Genomic DNA, 16053 nt, shown 5'->3' with positions numbered 1-16053 from the left:
GTAATGCGAAGTCCGATTCGTCGGCTTCTCGATACTCTACGTGGTGGGCAATGAGGCGGGGGGACCTCTCTACAGACAAGGTCAGGCGCAAGTCCTGCCTTAAGGAGCGATCGGTCTCCCCCAGAACACATCTTTTTGGTGGCGCACTCACGAGAATAACGAGTCTCAGTGGGTGTGTGGGAAACATACAAGGAGCGTGGCTTGTCCCGCGATCGGCTGCGCAGCAGTCGTAAATCTGACGACTCCGTTTGTCCTGATGCACCGCGTTCGCTTGTTTTGCTGCCGCTGCGCGGCAGATCGCGGGACAAGCCACGCTCCTACCATTTGACCCGCGCCATCACTTCCTCAGCCCATCACCACAACACCCTTTGCTTCCTTACGCAGCAGCCTCGCCGTCTTGCGCTCGAATGCCCAGGTCAGTGCAACCGCTGAGCAGAGCAGGCCGATCGCCAGCCCCCACCACACACCCACTGCGCCCTGATTCGCCAGAAAGCCCAAGCCCCACGCCAACGGCGCGCCGACGACCCAGTAACTTGCCAGTCCGATCAGGAACGTGGTCTTGGCATCCTTGAAGCCCCGAATCGCGCCCATTGCAATGGTCTGTGTGCCGTCGAGAATCTCGAACCAGGCGGCAATAGCCAACAGTTTTACCGCCAGCTCCACGACACCCTGGTACTTGGGATCGTTGACGTCGACGAACAGACCGATGACGGCATGGGGCGCGACCCAGAACAGAATGCCGAACGACAGCATCAACAGACCGCCGAAACCAATCCCCATGCGTCCGGCAGTGCGCGCCAGCAGCAGGTTCCCGGCCCCGTAGTGCAAGCCGATGCGCATGGTCACCGCGTAGGAAATCCCGACCGGCACCATGAACGCCATCGACACCGATTGCAGGGCAATCTGGTGCGCAGCCATCTGGGTACTGCCCATCGCGCCCATGCAGAACGCCGCAAACGTGAACAGCCCGACTTCCACCGCGTACGTGCCGCCAATGGGCAGACCCAGACGCCACAGTTCTTTCAGGCAGCTGCGGGAGAGCTTCATCAGTTCTTTGTGCAACGGGTAAGCGGCATAAGCGCTGTGATAACGAATGTGCAGGGCCAGGGCCAGGGCCATGGCATTGGTGACAATGGCCGTGACCAGACCGATACCCATCAGGCCCCAGTGCGGCAGGCCGAACAGGCCGTGGATAAAGGCGTAATTGAGTCCGAAGTTCAGCGCCACGCCCACCAGGCTGATAACCATCACGGGGGTGGCACGCCCCAGCGCGCTGGTGAATCCGCGCAGGGCCATGAAGCTCAAAAGGCCGGGCAGCGCCAATGGCAGCGTGATCAGGAATTCACTGGCCATATGGACGTTGGCTTCGTCCTGACCGAAGTGCAGCAGGATGGGCTCCAGGTTCCATAAAATCAGCGCGGCGATCAGCGCCATGCCCCACGCCAGCCACAAACCTGCCTGAGTCAGGCGGGTGACGCCTGCGTGATCATTCGCGCCCTTGCGAATGGCCACCAGCGTGCCGACGGCAGCCATGACGCCGACGCAGAAAAACGACACGAAGTTATAGCTCGCCGCGCCCAGCCCGCCACCGGCCAGGGATTCCGGCCCCAGCTTTCCCATCATTACGGTGTCGGTGAACACCATCAGCATGTGCGCCATCTGCGAAGCAATCAGCGGCGCGGCCAGACGCAGGATGATCCACAGTTCTTTGAAGGCGTGCTGATGCATGGTCTAGGCGCTCGGGTTGCGGGTGTTGGCAGGCCGGTCATTGTGGGGACTGCGGCGTCGATGCACAAAGGGATAAATCCGATCATTGGCATGAGTAAAACTCATCCTGGCGATTGTGCAGTAGAGTGGCCGCAACCGCCCGCCCGTCCGAGGAGTCTGCGCCGATGTCTCGCCATCTTCCGCCGCTGTATGCCCTTCGCGCGTTCGAAGCCGCTGCGCGACACAGTTCGTTCACACGTGCAGCCGAGGAGCTTTCAATCACCCAGAGCGCCGTGAGTCGGCATATCCGCACGCTGGAGGAGCATTTTGCCTGCCGTTTGTTTCGCCGCAACGGTCGCAATCTGCAGCTCACCGAGGCGGCGCGTGAACTGTTGCCGGGCGTGCGTGAGGGGTTTTCGGCGCTGGAGCGAGCGTGCAGCGCGCTGATGGCGGAAGAGGGCATTCTGCGGATGAAAGCGCCTTCGACCCTCACCATGCGCTGGCTCCTGGCCCGGTTGAGTCGGTTTCGCCATCTGCAGGTGGGCAACGAGGTGCAACTGACCAGCGCGTGGATGGACATCGACAGCGTGGACTTCACTCAGGAGCCATTCGATTGCGCGGTGCTGCTCAGCCACGGGCATTTCCCGCCGGAGTGGGAGGCGGCCTATCTGTTCCCGGAGCTGCTGATTCCCGTCGGGGCCCCGACGTTGCTGGATGATGCGCCGTGGGACGCTGATCGACTGGCAGGTGCCGAGCTGCTGCACCCCACGCCCGACCGCCGCGACTGGCGTCGATGGCTGGAGCGAATGGAGTTGTCTGACCGGGTCTCGCTCAAGGGCGGGCAAGTGTTCGACACCCTTGAGCTGGGCATGATTGCAGCGGCTCGAGGGTATGGGGTGTCCATGGGCGATTTGCTGATGGTGGCGGAAGACGTCGCTCAGGGGCGCCTTAGCCTGCCTTGGCGCATAGCGGTGGTCAGTGGCGAGAACTATTACCTCGTCTGGCCCAAGACCCGACCGGGCGGCGAGCGCCTGCGCCGGCTAAGCGACTTTTTGCAGGGCGAAGTGCAGGCGATGGAATTACCGTCGGTGCTGATTCTGGAATGAGCCGGCGGCGCCAGGTTCGCGAAAGCTGTCGTCGCGGGCGCAGGCGAGCGGCACCGGACCGCTGAAGACGCGATTGATTCCGTCGAGTACCGGTGCAGGCCTCAAGTATTTCCAGCGCCAGCCGAATGTGTATTGCAGAGCCGGTTCACTTCAATCGGCTCATCGATTCCCTCTATTAGCATTAGTCCGAATGGTGTCCCTGAGATCAGGACGGCCCAGTCGTTCGGCAAGGAGCACCAATGCCTCAGCCTCGCGCCCGAATTGCTTCGCAACTCGGCATTGCCCTGGCCGTTATTCTGGCCGTCGTCATCAGCGGCAGCACACTGTTCGCCCTGCGCTCACTGGACTCGGCAAACCTGGCCATCCGTGAAGAGCACATGGGCAGCGAAGCCCGGTTGCTCGCCGACCAGTTGAATACTTTCCACAGCACGCTGCGTGACAGTACCCAGCGCCTGAGTGGCCTGTTCGAGAAGCGTTTTTCGGGCGGTCTGAGCCTTCAGGCGGATCAGCAAATTGCAGTCGCGGGCGTGCAGACTCCGGCGTTGCTGCTTAACGGCACCGCGCTGAACAACGATTTCACGGAAGCCGACGACTTCAAAAAGATGACCGCCGGCGTTGCGACCGTCTTCGTGCGCAACGGCGAGGATTTCATTCGCGTCAGCACTTCACTGACCAAGCAGGACGGTTCGCGGGCTATCGGCACCTCCCTGGATCACAAGCATCCGGCCTACGAAAAGCTCCTTGCCGGGCAGGGTTACGTGGGACGCGCGCTGTTGTTCGACCGTCTGTACATGACGCAATACAGCCCGGTGCGCGACAGCAGCGGCAAGGTTATCGCCGTGCTGTTTGTCGGCTTCGATTACACCGACGCGCAGAAGGCGCAATTCGACAACCTGAAGAACTTCCGCATCGGTTCAACCGGTTCGCTGGCCCTGCTCGATGAACAAAACAAATGGCTGGTGGCACCGGCAGGTGTGAAGGATCTGGACCAGGCGAGCACCACGCTGGCCGAGTTCGCCAAAACACCCGGTGTCGGGCGCTTCTGGCAGGACGCCGACGAAGATTTCTACACCGTCGGCGAGAAGTTTGCGGGCGGCCCATGGACGGTTCTGGCGACGATGCCGAGGGATGAAATCAGCGCAGTGACCTGGAGCGTCGGCACGCAACTGGCCATCGGCAGCCTGCTGGCGATGTTGATTGCTGTCACCGCCGCGATCTGGCTGTTGCGCAGCAAGCTGCGGCCGCTGTCGGCTTTGGTTGCCCAGGCCGAAGCCCTCGGCGCCGGTGATCTGAGCGCGCGTCTGAACGTCGCCAGCCACGATGAAATCGGGCAGTTGGCGGGCAGTTTCAACAAAATGGGTCAGGCGCTGGAAACCATGGTTTCCCACATCCGCACGGCTGCTCTGGAAGTCAGCGGCCGGGCCAACGCGTTGTCGGGCCTGTCGGGCGGCGCTTATGAAGGCATGGAGCAGCAGTCCGGCGAGATCACCAGCATGGCCGGAGCAGTGGAGGAGTTCAGCGCCACGGCCCTGACCATCGCCGACAACATGGGCACCACCGAACGCATGGCGCAGGGCAATGCCCAGCAGACGCGCATCGGTCGTACGTCGATGGAGGAGGCCTCGGCTTCGCTGGAGCAGATCGCAGGCTCGCTGAGCAGCACCGCGACGGTGATCGATACCTTGGGCCAGCGCTCGCAAGAGATTGGCGGGATCGTCAGCGTCATTACCTCCATCGCCGAGCAAACCAACCTCCTGGCGCTCAACGCCGCCATCGAGGCCGCACGTGCGGGCGAGCAGGGCCGTGGTTTTGCGGTGGTGGCGGATGAAGTCCGCAGCCTCGCATCACGGACACGTCAGGCCACTGATGAAATTTCCGGCATGATCAGCAGCATCCAGCAGGAAACCAGCAATGCCATCAGCACCATGCAGCAAGGCAATGCGCTGATGCAGGAAGGCCTGTCGCGCAACGCCAAAGTCGCAGCGGCGCTGGCCCAGATCGACGAACAAAGCCGCTCGGCCGGTGAGCAGTTCACGTCGATTACCACGGCAACCCAGGAGCAGAGCAACACCGCGACCCTGCTCAGCGCCAACCTGCAAAGCATCGCCCTGGCGAACAGCGAGCAGCGCGAAGTTGTGTCCAACTTGGCGATCACGGCTCAAGAACTGAATGCCCTGGCGTCTGATCTGCAGAAGGAAGTGGATCGGTTTCGGTGAGGATGTAGGGCCGTCAGTCGCCAGAACGAACCTGTGTAGAGTGAGCAAGCTCAGCCTCATCAAACAACACCGCAGATGGATCTAGCGATACATGAGTTGTGGGAGCGAGCTTGCTCGCGAAGAGGCCGTGAAATCAGCAACGTCTTCAGCGTCTGAAATATTGTCTTCGTGAGCACGCTCACTCCCACATGGGCTTTGTTCGCTGTGGGACGGCGTAGCGTCTAGACGTCGGCAAATCTCCCGCAGTAAATCTTGGTTCACCACGGGATCCGACCTTCAGTTCGTGGAAGGCCGATACTGGAGTGCCTCGGCGATGTGGCGGCGCGCGATGGCGTCCACCTTCTCCAGATCAGCCAGCGTGCGCGCCACTTTCAGCAGGCGGTGGGCGGCGCGCAGGGAGAGGTTCAGCCGTTCGCAGGCGTTCTCGAGCCAGGCTTCGTCTTCCGGCAGCAGCGCGCAGTGTTGGCGCAGCGCCGGCAGATCAAGAAAGGCGTTGGCGCAGCCCTGGCGTCTTTGTTGGCGCTGGCGGGCGTCCGACACCTCTTGCGCGGCACTGGCGCTTTCACCTTTGCAATCAGCTGTGGCCGCCAGAGAAGTGGTTTCGCGAGCGACTGTCAGGTGCAGGTCAATTCGGTCGAGCAACGGGCCGGACAGCTTGTTGCGGTAACGCTGAATCTGGTCGGTGGAGCAGCGGCAGCGCCCGGTTGGCTCGCCGTGATAACCGCAGGGGCAGGGATTCATCGCGGCGACCAGTTGAAAGCGCGCCGGAAAGCGCACCCGGTCTCGCGCCCGGGAAATCACGATGTGACCCGATTCAAGGGGTTCGCGGAGCACCTCCAGAACACGCCGATCAAATTCCGGAAGCTCATCCAGAAACAGCACGCCATGGTGCGCGAGCGTGATTTCGCCGGGTTGCGGACGACTGCCGCCGCCGACCAATGCAGGACCCGACGCCGAATGATGAGGCTGTCGAAAGGGGCGTTGAGGCCAGCTGGTCAGTGGCGCGTGGCTGGCCACAGATTGAATCGCCGCCACTTCCAGCGCTTCGAGTTCATCCAGCGGCGGCAACAGTCCCGGCAAACGGCTCGCCAACAGCGTTTTGCCAGTGCCGGGAGGCCCGCTGAAAAGAAGATTGTGAGCTCCGGCGGCCGCCACCAGCAGGGCGCGCTTGGCAGCGGTCTGACCCTGCACCTCGCTTAAATCGGGATAAGGCTGCGTCCGCAGGATCAAGCCGTTTGATTTATAGGGCGGGATCACCGTGTGCCCATTCAGGTGAGACACCAGCTCCAGCAGATGGCTGACAGCGATGACCTTCAAGCCTGACGCCAGACATGCCTCCTCGGCATTCACCGCCGGCACGATCAGCGTGTGTCCGGCTTCCCGCGCAGCAAGTGCAGCCGGAAGCACGCCCTGCACCGGCCGAATTGCGCCTGACAATGCCAGCTCCCCCAGACATTCAATGCCTTCCAACGCAAGGGCCGGCACCTGCGCGCTGGCGGCCAGCAAGCCAAGTGCGATGGCGACATCGAAGCGCCCGCCGTCTTTGGGCAAATCGGCAGGGGCCAGATTCAGCGTGATCCGCCGCGACGGGAATTCCAACCGGCAGTTGAGGATCGCGCTGCGCACCCGATCCTTGCTTTCCTTCACCGCCCCCTCGGGCAAGCCCACCAGCGTGAGGCTGGGCAACCCGTTGGCCAGATGAGTCTCGACAGTGACAGCAGGCGCTTCGACACCCACTTGGGCGCGGCTTAGAACAATCGCGAGGGACATGTCTTTCCTTGAAGGCAGCACCGCTTCCTGCGGCGAGCTGAAGGATAGTCATTGCTCCGGCGCGTGGCCCCGTGCATGTTCTACGGCATGTGTATGAATGCAAGGAAGGAAGCGTGATGACCAGTAATGGAGAGTGGCCTGTGCATCCAGGGGAAATTCCAAGCGAGGAGTTTCTCGAACCGCTGGCCTCTGCGGTCACCTTCACCGGGGCGCGAGCCGGTGACTTCGAAGCGCTTGTTTCCGTCCGGATTGACGCCATGCGTGAGAGCCTTGAGCGCATTGGTCGATTTGATCCCGTGCGCGCCCGCGAACGTTTCCGTGATGGCTTTTCCCCCAAATTTACTCGTCACGTTGTGGTTGCCCGCAAGCGGGTGGGTTTTGTCGTGGTCAAGCCGCGTATCGACGGACTGTTGCTGGATCACCTCTACATCAAGCAAGGCGCACAAGGATCAGGAATAGGTTCGATTGTCCTTCGTCAGGTCTGCATGGAAGCAGATGCGGCGGCACTGACGTTATACGTTGGGGCGTTGAAGGAAAGCGCTTCAAATCGGTTTTACACTCGTCATGGTTTTCAGTTCGTCGAAGCTGGCGAATTTGACAATTATTATGTTCGGCACGCCGCTCAAGGCTGCCCGCCAGGGGGTGGCTGAACAAAGCCTTCATAGACAGTCGTTGCTGCGGCGCATGTCCCCGTCCATGTTCTACGGAATGTGGAAGAGTCAACGGACTCAGGGGCGTCATGAACAGGATTGGAATGCGGCACGTTTCAAGACCACCCCGGAGTTCTGGCTGAATTTGCAGCTCACTTACGACGTGGGCAAAGCAGAGATAGAGCGGGGTGTGGCGATCAAGCCCCAGGCTCGGCGCAATGCGCACTTTGCCTGAGCATCCTCAAGATTCAACGCTCAATCCTGTGGCTCAGCCCCTGCCGTTTTCGGCTGCGTCGCCAACTGCGCTTCCATGTCTGCCATCTTCGCTTCCAGTGCCTCGAGCCGGGCACGGGTGCGGGCGAGGACGATCATCTGGCTGTCGAATTCTTCCCGGCTGACCAGGTCCAGCTTGCTGAAGCCGCTCTGTAGCAGCGCCTTGAACTGGGTTTCGAATTCGCTGCGGGGAACCGGGGTTTCGCCGTTGAACAGGCGGGAGGCGTGGCCGCTCAGGGCGTCGAGAAAGGCTTTAGGGGCGAGCATGATGAGATTCCAGAATCAGATGGCCCGAGTGTAGCACGCAGCTTTTGCCTCCAAGCCGAGGGAAGCGCTGCACGCTTTTCGCGCATCGTACCGGGCACGCACGCACCGTTGTTGTGCGGTGGTAGCTGAAGATAACTACGCTCATGCATGAATTACCGTCTGAAGCATCGATATTCTTGCCGATCGCTGAAATGGCAAGCTTTCTGCTTAGTGGCTTGTAACCCATGCACTGATGCAGTCGCTGTGACGAATGCAGTGCGGCAGGCGGAGCGGGGATGTTTCGTCAGAAGCGGTTTTCTGGAGTTGGTCAGGTCTGATTCGGGCCACGACGCGTTACAAAGCCAGACACTGCGCTTAGACTTGAGTCGGGTTTGTTTTCCTGGGGCAAGTCCACCAATTCGGGAGAAAGTTTCATGAAGCTAGTCACTGCCATCATCAAGCCGTTCAAGCTGGACGACGTACGCGAGTCGCTGTCCGAAATCGGCGTGCAGGGCATCACGGTAACTGAAGTCAAAGGCTTCGGACGTCAGAAAGGCCACACCGAGCTGTATCGCGGTGCGGAATATGTAGTCGACTTCCTCCCCAAGGTGAAGATCGATGTTGCGATCGACGACAAGGATCTGGACCGCGTTATCGAAGCGATAACTAAAGCGGCCAACACCGGCAAGATCGGTGACGGAAAGATCTTCGTGGTCAATCTGGAACAGGCCATTCGCATCCGTACCGGCGAAACCGATACCGACGCAATCTAAGCCGCCAAACCCCAACGCCCCAGGAGAAAACAATATGACTCTGCGTCAATTCGCAGGGCTAGGAGCCCTGTTGTCCCTCGTCACCCCTGGCTTGGCCATGGCGGCAGACGAAGTGGCAGCCCCTGTACTCAATTCCGGCGACACCGCCTGGATGCTGACCTCGACCGCGCTGGTGCTGTTCATGACCATCCCCGGTCTTGCGCTTTTCTACGGCGGCATGGTCCGCTCGAAAAATATTCTTTCCGTGATGATGCAGTGCTTCGCCATTACCGGCCTGATCAGCATCCTGTGGGTCGTCTACGGCTACAGCATGGCGTTCGACACCACCGGGATGGAAGCCAACGTCGTCAACTTCAACTCCTTCGTTGGCGGCCTTTCCAAGGCGTTCCTGGCAGGCATTACCCCTGCGAGCATCACCGGCCCTGCCGCGCTGTTTCCGGAAGCTGTCTTTGTGACCTTCCAGATGACCTTCGCCATCATCACTCCGGCCCTGATCGTCGGCGCGTTCGCCGAACGCATGAAGTTCTCGGCGATGCTGATCTTCATGGCGATCTGGTTCACCCTGGTTTACGCGCCAATCGCGCACATGGTCTGGAGCGGCGTCGGTGGCCTGTTGTGGGACTGGGGCGTTCTCGATTTCGCGGGCGGCACCGTTGTTCACATCAACGCCGGTGTGGCTGGCTTGGTAGCGTGCCTGGTACTGGGCAAGCGTAAAGGTTTCCCGACTACCCCGATGGCTCCGCACAATCTGGGCTACACCCTGGTGGGTGCGGCAATGCTCTGGGTGGGCTGGTTCGGTTTCAACGCCGGTTCCGCCGCTGCAGCCAACGGCACCGCCGGCATGGCGATGCTGGTTACCCAGATCGCCACCGCTGCTGCAGCGCTGGGCTGGATGTTCGCCGAATGGCTGACCCACGGTAAGCCAAGCGCTCTGGGCATTGCCTCGGGTGTGGTTGCCGGTCTGGTTGCAGTAACGCCAGCGGCGGGTACTGTCGGCCCAATGGGCGGCCTGATCATCGGTCTGGCGGCCGGCGTGGTCTGCTTCTTCTGCGCCACCAGCCTGAAACGCAAACTGGGCTATGACGACTCCCTGGATGCCTTCGGCGTTCACGGTATCGGCGGTATCCTCGGCGCAATCCTGACAGGTGTGTTCGCCGCGCCTTCGCTGGGCGGCTTCGGCACGGTGACCGACATCGCTGCACAAGTCTGGATTCAGTGCAAAGGCGTAGGCTTCACGGTCATCTACACCGCGATCGTGACCTTCATCATTCTCAAGGTGCTGGACGTGGTCATGGGGCTGCGTGTCACCGAGGAAGAGGAAGCGGTTGGCCTGGACCTGGCGCAACACAACGAACGTGGCTACAACTTGTAATCCACGCATCAAATAATGCCCGGTTCTCCGGGCATTTTTTTGTCTGGCGTTTGTCGATAGGGTTGTCGGCACTGGGGGCGGGATTTTTCCCAGCAAAACACCTGCTGCAATGTCCGGCCAAACCTGGCGGTTTTGAACGCTTGCGAGGGCATTTATGCCCTCGTTCAGTGCTTGAGAAAATCGTCGCACATTACGCACTTTGTTTTTTTTTCCAGCGCGTTAGAATGCGCGCCGAAGGGCGGAGAACGGTATGTGGCAACAGACCCTGATCACGCTGCGGGCAAGGCCTCGCGGTTTCCATCTGGTCACTGACGAGATCATTGCGGGCCTTCGCGAATTACGCGAATGCCGTATCGGCTTGCTGCATGTCTTGTTGCAACACACCTCAGCCTCGTTGACCGTCAACGAGAACGCTGACCCGGCAGTGCGGCGCGATTTCGAACGTTTTTTCAACCGTCTGGTGCCTCAGGGACGCGACGGCTATGAACATGACGACGAAGGGCCCGATGATCTGCCTGCGCACTTCAAAGCCAGTCTGCTTGGCTGCCAGCTGACGTTACCGGTTACAAATGGTCGGCTGGCGTTGGGGACATGGCAAGGTATTTATCTGGGCGAGCACCGCGATGCTGGCGGTGCCCGTAAAGTCCTCGTCACGCTTCAGGGTGAGGGGCACGACCGCTGACGGTACGCGGTAGTTGAATTTTTTCCGGCTGTCCAAGTAATCAAGCCCGGCTGGGCTATAACTAATCTGCTTTCGCAAGTCATGAGGTAGAACATGAGCGACGACGACATCGAAGAAGGTCTGGAAGACGATCTGGAAGAAGGGGAGGACGGTGAGGGACTTGCAGCGGCATCCGATGAAGATGTAGTGGAAGTCGACGACAGCGCTGAAGTCTCTGCGACTCCGGCCAAAGGCAAGGCCAAGGCCGCCGTCTCGGTTGACGAATTGCCCAGCGTGGAAGCCAAGAACAAAGAGCGTGATGCTCTGGCTCGCGCGATGGAAGAATTCCTCGCCCGTGGTGGAAAGGTCGTGGAAGTGGAGGCCAATGTGGTCGCCGATCCGCCCAAGAAGCCAGACAACAAGTACGGCAGCCGTCCTATCTAAGGATTGGCTGCGCGTAATGAAAAACCCGCTGTCGCTGCGGGTTTTTTATTGCCCGAAATTCACTTGGAGGAATGCAATGGCTTCAGGACGAACTTCGTTCATTCAGTACGGCATCAACCCCAGCGCGCCAGCACCTCAGGCAATTGCGTCAGGCTGTTGATTTCGGCATCCGGCGCCTTCTCAGCTTCCCAGACCTTGCCGCCCGGGTTGTACCAGACAGCACGCATCCCGGCTTGTTGAGCGCCGGCAATGTCGTCACCCGGATGATCACCGACATGCACGGCCTCGCTGGCGTCGGCCTCGCCGCGCTTCAGCGCCTCAACAAAGGGGGCAGGGTCAGGTTTGCCGATGCCCAGGTCCTCGGCGCACAGCGCGAAGGCGAAATAATCGGCCAGGCCCAGGCGGCGTACGTCTGCGTTGCCGTTGGTCACGACCCCCAGCGTGTATGACTTGGTCAGGATCTCCAGCGTCGGCACGACTTCAGGAAAGATATCCAGCTGGTGCCGACCCTGAAGGAACACTTCAAAGCTCTGGTCCGCCAGCTCATGGGCTTCGTCGTGACCGTAGCCGGCATCCTCAAGGGCGTTAAACAGCACCTTGCGGCGCAACGCACTGATCCGATGCTTGAACGTCGGATCCTGCTCAATCAGCCGCGAGCGTATTTCCCACAGATGCTCGACCGGGACCGGACCGAGTTTTGGCGCGTTAACAGCCAGCCACTCACGCAGCTTGGCCTCGGCACTGACAATCGCCGGTGCGGTTTCCCACAGCGTGTCGTCAAGATCGAAGGTGATCAGCTTAATGCTCATTGTCGGCGTTACCTTTGCGCTTGGCCCGTGGATGGGCGCTGTCATACACCGTGGCCAGATGCTGGAAATCCAGATGGGTGTAGATCTGAGTGGTGGCGATGTCTGCATGGCCCAGCAGTTCCTGTACGGCACGCAGGTCCTGGGACGACTCAAGCAAGTGGCTGGCGAAGGAATGCCGAAGCATGTGCGGGTGCAGATTCTGCCCCAACTCGCGCTCGCCGGCGGCCTTCACGCGCAGTTGGATCGAGCGCGGCCCGAGGCGGCGGCCTTGCTGGCTGACGAACACCGCATCGTCCTGCGGGTTGGCCAGGGCCCGTTGCTTGAGCCACTCTTCGAGCGCTTCGCGGGCCTTTCTGCCGACCGGTAAAACCCGGGTTTTGCTGCCTTTACCGAGGACCTGCACCAGACCGTCCGCCAGATCCAGGTCCTCGCAATTCAAGCCAGTCAGCTCTGACAGCCGCAAACCCGATGAATAGAACAGCTCGAGGATGGCCTGATCGCGCCGGGCCAGAAAATCGTCCTCGACCCCGCCTTCAAGCAGCTGCAGGGCGCGATCGGCATCCAGGGTTTTCGGCAGGCGGCGCTCGCCCTTGGGCGGCGACAACCCATTGGCAGGGTCGTGATCGCAGAGTCCCTCGCGGTTGAGGTAGTGATAGAAACCCCGCACCGCTGACAGCAGTCTGGCTAGGCTGCGCGAAGATTGGCCCTGTTGGTGAAGGCGCGCGACGAGGCTGCGCATCGCCTGAATATCCAGCGCTTTCCAGCTGTCGATAGGCTGTTTTTCGCAGAACGCCAGGACCTTGTTCAGGTCGCGGCGATAGGCTTCCAGGGTATGGCTCGACACCTGGCGCTCACTGCGCAGGTGCGTGCAGTAAGCGTCCAGTTGCCGCTCCATGACTAGCGAACCGACCGAAGCGAATTGGTGAAGCGTGGCAACAGGCGGCTGAGCACGTCGGCGATGTAGCTCAAAAACAGCGTGCCGACCGAGCTTTTGTAATGCTGTGGATCGCGGCTGCCGATCGCCAGAACGCCATGCAGGCCTTGGTGACTGAGGGCCGCCAGGGCCGTTGAGCCGACTTCCTTGCTTTGCTCGCTGCCAAACAGAAACTCGAGTTCGTGCTCACGCAGCGCGCCACTCATGGGCTTGCCGCCGGACAAGAGTCCGCCGATTGCCTTGTGCGCATCGGCGGCGCTGACCCAGCGGCCAACGGTCATCGGGTTGTCGCTGAACAGGATCAGGCTGACGAAGGGCACCTGGAACTCTTGGCGCAGGCTATCTTCAACGGCAATGACGATGTCTTCCAGGCTGGTCGCGTCCATCAGATCAAGCGTCAGCCGGCGAGTTTTCTCGAACAGTCGGTCGTTGTCCCGCGCCACGTCCATCAGTTGCGAAAGGCGATGGCGCATTTCGATATTGCGTTCACGAAGCAGCTTGAGCTGTCGCTCCACCAGCGAGACCGTATCGCCGCGTTGATGGGGGACGCGCATCATTGCCAGCAGTTCGTCGTGCTCGGCGAAGAAATCAGGGTGTTGTTGCAGCCAGGCCGCGACCGCCTCGGCTTCAAGGGCAGGCACTGCGTCATCGGCAGGTGCCTGGCCAGGGGTGTCGTTTGAAGTTTGAGGCTGGTCGGTCATTGGATACTCTCACTCATAGACGTACTTGGCCTTCGTAAACCCGGACAGCCGGACCCGTCATCACCACCGGATGGCCGGGGCCGGCCCACTCGATGGACAAGCGTCCACCTGGCAAATCAATCAGCATCGGCGAATCCATCCAGCCCTGGGTAATGGCCGCCACGGCTGCAGCGCAGGCACCGGTGCCGCAGGCCTGGGTTTCCCCGGCGCCTCGCTCCCACACCCGCAGTTGAGCGCGCTGACGGTCGACGACATGCAGAAAGCCTACGTTCACCCGAGCCGGAAAGCGCGGATGGTGTTCGATCTTCGGCCCCAGCACGTGCACGGGCGCATTGTTGATGTCGTAGACACGCAGCACAGCATGCGGGTTGCCCATGGACACGGCGGCGAGCTCAATGGACTCGCCATCGACGTCGACTGCATAACTGGCAGCCTGCTCCGGCGCCTCAAACGGAATGTCCGCCGGCACCAGACGCGGCGCGCCCATATCCACGCTGATCTGGCCGTCATTGCGGATGTCCAGCTCAATGATGCCGCTCTTGGTCTCGACGCGGATCTGCTTCTTGGCCGTGAGGCGTTTGTCCAGCACGAACCGGGCGAAGCAGCGCGCGCCGTTGCCGCACTGCTCGACCTCGGAGCCGTCGGAATTGAAAATCCGGTAACGGAAGTCCACGTCCGGGTTGTTCGGCGCCTCGACCAGCAGCAACTGGTCGAAACCGATGCCGGTGTGGCGATCGCCCCATTGCTTGGCGTGCTTGGGCAAAATGTGCGCGTGTTGGCTCACAAGGTCCAGCACCATGAAATCATTGCCCAGGCCATGCATCTTGGTAAAACGCAGCAGCATGGGATTACTCCGGCAGCAGGCTTTCGCCGGCAAACAGCTCAGTCACGGTTTCGCGGCGACGTACTTCGAAGGCGTGCTCACCATCCACAAGCACCTCTGCGGTACGTCCGCGAGTGTTGTAGTTGGAGCTCATCACGAAGCCATAAGCGCCGGCCGAATGCACGGCCAGCAAATCCCCTTCAGCCAGCGCCAATTCACGATCCTTGGCCAGAAAATCGCCGGTTTCGCAGATCGGGCCGACGATGTCGTAAGTGCGTTGGGCACCTTCGCGCGGTTTGACAGCCGTTACGTCCATCCATGCCTGATACAGCGCCGGACGGATCAGGTCGTTCATGGCGGCGTCGACGATAGCGAAGTCTTTGTGCTCGGTGTGCTTGAGGTACTCGATACGGGTCAAGAGCACGCCGGCATTGGCAACGATGAAGCGGCCGGGCTCGAACATCAGCGCCAGATCGCGGCCATCGAGGCGTTCACGCACCGCCTTGATGTAGTCGCCTGCGAGTGGCGGCTCTTCATCGCGGTAACGCACGCCCAGACCGCCGCCCAGGTCGATATGCCGCAACTGGATGCCGCAGTCGCCCAGGCGATCGACGAGATCGAGCAAGCGATCCAGTGCATCAACGAAAGGCGCGAGGGTGGTCAGCTGAGAGCCAATGTGGCAGTCAACGCCGATGACGTCGAGGTTCGGCAGTTGCGCGGCGCGGATGTAAACGTCTTCGGCGTCCGCGATGGCGATGCCGAATTTGTTTTCCTTGAGGCCGGTGGAAATGTAGGGGTGGGTGCCGGCGTCGACGTCCGGGTTCACACGCAACGAAACCGGCGCGCGCGCGCCCATTTCAGCGGCGACGACCTGAAGGCGTTCGAGCTCGTCGGTGGATTCGACGTTGAAGCAATGCACGCCGACTTCCAGCGCACGCCGCATGTCATCGCGGGTCTTGCCAACGCCGGAAAAGACAATCTTGTCTGCCTGACCGCCCGCTGCCAGCACGCGCTCCAGTTCGCCACGGGACACGATGTCGAAACCGGCACCCAGACGCGCCAGGACATTGAGGACGCCCAGGTTGGAGTTGGCTTTGACGGCGAAGCAGACCAGGTGCGGCATGCCGCTCAGGGCATCGGCGTAGGCGCGATACTGCGCCTCGATGTGCGCGCGGGAATAGACGTATGTCGGCGTGCCGAAGCGTTCGGCGATGGCAGACAACGCCACTCCTTCCGCGAACAGCTCGCCGTCGCGGTAGTTGAAGGCGTCCATGACTGATTCCTAGTAGGTCGAAGTCTGATGCTTGTGCGAGTGCGACTTGGTCTGGCTGGTGCCGTCGGACGAGTCGTCGTCGGGCAGATACAGTGGACCTTTCTGACCGCAGGCAGAGACCAGACACGCAACTGCAAGCAGCGCGGCCAGGGAGGAAATCAGGCGCTTCATGGCGAAATCCTTTGTATAAGCATTAATTGCGCCCGAGTATACCGACCACCCGACAGATTGCCTATGCGCTGGAGTTCCCGTCCGGCGGGGGTTTGACGCCGCCGCGCGATCTTGCTATTGAGGT

The 16053-nt window shown here is 60.9% G+C and carries 16 protein-coding genes and 1 pseudogene; 8 read left to right on the top strand and 9 right to left on the bottom strand.

The genetic code is table 11. The features are described from left to right. Positions 1-345 precede the first annotated feature (345 nt). Positions 346-1728, bottom strand: coding sequence for a NorM family multidrug efflux MATE transporter (locus VF672_RS06480; protein WP_331102674.1), 1383 nt, complete (start codon positions 1726-1728; stop codon positions 346-348). Positions 1729-1892: 164 nt separating this feature from the next. Here VF672_RS06480 and VF672_RS06475 point away from each other — a divergent pair, with 164 nt between their 5' ends. Both VF672_RS06475 and VF672_RS06470 read left to right on the top strand, forming a co-directional pair. After that, positions 1893-2813: a LysR substrate-binding domain-containing protein gene (locus tag VF672_RS06475; protein ID WP_331102672.1), complete on the top strand. Its 921-nt coding sequence runs from the start codon at positions 1893-1895 to the stop codon at positions 2811-2813. Between the two features lie 239 nt (positions 2814-3052). Further along, a complete protein-coding gene (locus VF672_RS06470) occupies positions 3053-5029 on the top strand; it encodes a methyl-accepting chemotaxis protein (protein WP_331102670.1) in 1977 nt (658 codons plus the stop codon). Positions 5030-5305: 276 nt separating this feature from the next. Here the strand turns inward: VF672_RS06470 and VF672_RS06465 are convergent, their stop codons facing one another. After that, positions 5306-6799 carry a YifB family Mg chelatase-like AAA ATPase gene (locus VF672_RS06465; protein ID WP_331102667.1) on the bottom strand — a complete coding sequence of 498 codons (1494 nt, stop codon included), beginning with the start codon at positions 6797-6799 and terminating at the stop codon, positions 5306-5308. Positions 6800-6912: 113 nt separating this feature from the next. On the opposite strand from VF672_RS06465, the gene VF672_RS06460 reads away from it, so the two are divergent. Both VF672_RS06460 and VF672_RS06455 read left to right on the top strand, forming a co-directional pair. After that, positions 6913-7449 carry a GNAT family N-acetyltransferase gene (locus tag VF672_RS06460; protein ID WP_331102665.1) on the top strand — a complete coding sequence of 179 codons (537 nt, stop codon included), beginning with the start codon at positions 6913-6915 and terminating at the stop codon, positions 7447-7449. Positions 7450-7570: 121 nt separating this feature from the next. Further along, positions 7571-7684, top strand: a pseudogene (locus tag VF672_RS06455) (addiction module antidote protein, HigA family); the annotation flags it as partial. Positions 7685-7704: 20 nt separating this feature from the next. Here VF672_RS06455 and VF672_RS06450 read toward each other — a convergent pair. Further along, positions 7705-7989, bottom strand: a complete 285-nt coding sequence (locus VF672_RS06450; protein WP_331102663.1) for an accessory factor UbiK family protein — start codon at positions 7987-7989, stop codon at positions 7705-7707. Positions 7990-8402: 413 nt separating this feature from the next. Here VF672_RS06450 and glnK point away from each other — a divergent pair, with 413 nt between their 5' ends. The 4 genes from glnK (at position 8403) to VF672_RS06430 (ending at position 11218) form a co-directional block, all read left to right on the top strand. After that, positions 8403-8741, top strand: coding sequence for a P-II family nitrogen regulator (glnK, locus tag VF672_RS06445; RefSeq protein ID WP_002555808.1), 339 nt, complete (start codon positions 8403-8405; stop codon positions 8739-8741). 34 nt (positions 8742-8775) lie between these two features. After that, positions 8776-10113 (top strand): ammonium transporter, encoded by a 1338-nt coding sequence (locus VF672_RS06440; protein WP_331102659.1) that lies wholly within the window; start codon positions 8776-8778, stop codon positions 10111-10113. 250 nt (positions 10114-10363) lie between these two features. Further along, on the top strand, positions 10364-10795 hold the full coding sequence (locus VF672_RS06435; RefSeq protein ID WP_331102657.1) for a secondary thiamine-phosphate synthase enzyme YjbQ: 432 nt from the start codon (positions 10364-10366) through the stop codon (positions 10793-10795). A 93-nt stretch (positions 10796-10888) separates the two neighbouring features. Then, the gene (locus tag VF672_RS06430; RefSeq protein ID WP_192171409.1) at positions 10889-11218 is read left to right on the top strand and encodes a hypothetical protein; all 330 of its coding nucleotides are present in this window, start codon (positions 10889-10891) and stop codon (positions 11216-11218) included. Positions 11219-11331: 113 nt separating this feature from the next. Here the strand turns inward: VF672_RS06430 and VF672_RS06425 are convergent, their stop codons facing one another. From VF672_RS06425 to lptM, 6 genes are read right to left on the bottom strand one after another with little or no spacing between them, the layout of a single operon-like run. Further along, positions 11332-12027 (bottom strand): HAD family hydrolase, encoded by a 696-nt coding sequence (locus tag VF672_RS06425; protein WP_331102654.1) that lies wholly within the window; start codon positions 12025-12027, stop codon positions 11332-11334. Beyond that, positions 12017-12922: a tyrosine recombinase XerC gene (gene xerC / locus VF672_RS06420; protein WP_331102652.1), complete on the bottom strand. Its 906-nt coding sequence runs from the start codon at positions 12920-12922 to the stop codon at positions 12017-12019. The genes VF672_RS06425 and xerC overlap by 11 nt, the downstream gene beginning before the upstream one ends. 2 nt (positions 12923-12924) lie before the next feature. Then, a complete protein-coding gene (locus VF672_RS06415) occupies positions 12925-13662 on the bottom strand; it encodes a DUF484 family protein (protein ID WP_331102650.1) in 738 nt (245 codons plus the stop codon). A 13-nt stretch (positions 13663-13675) separates the two neighbouring features. Next, positions 13676-14506 (bottom strand): diaminopimelate epimerase, encoded by an 831-nt coding sequence (gene dapF / locus VF672_RS06410; RefSeq protein ID WP_331102648.1) that lies wholly within the window; start codon positions 14504-14506, stop codon positions 13676-13678. 4 nt (positions 14507-14510) lie between these two features. Next, positions 14511-15758, bottom strand: a complete 1248-nt coding sequence (gene lysA, locus VF672_RS06405) for a diaminopimelate decarboxylase (RefSeq protein WP_331102646.1) — start codon at positions 15756-15758, stop codon at positions 14511-14513. A 9-nt stretch (positions 15759-15767) separates the two neighbouring features. Further along, positions 15768-15929, bottom strand: a complete 162-nt coding sequence (gene lptM, locus VF672_RS06400; protein ID WP_083233039.1) for an LPS translocon maturation chaperone LptM — start codon at positions 15927-15929, stop codon at positions 15768-15770. Between the last annotated feature and the right edge of the window lie 124 nt (positions 15930-16053).

It is taken from the genome of Pseudomonas sp., assembly GCF_036387035.1.
In the GTDB taxonomy this organism is placed as follows: Bacteria; Pseudomonadota; Gammaproteobacteria; order Pseudomonadales; family Pseudomonadaceae; genus Aquipseudomonas.
This window is presented reverse-complemented; position numbering and strand designations above follow the sequence as displayed.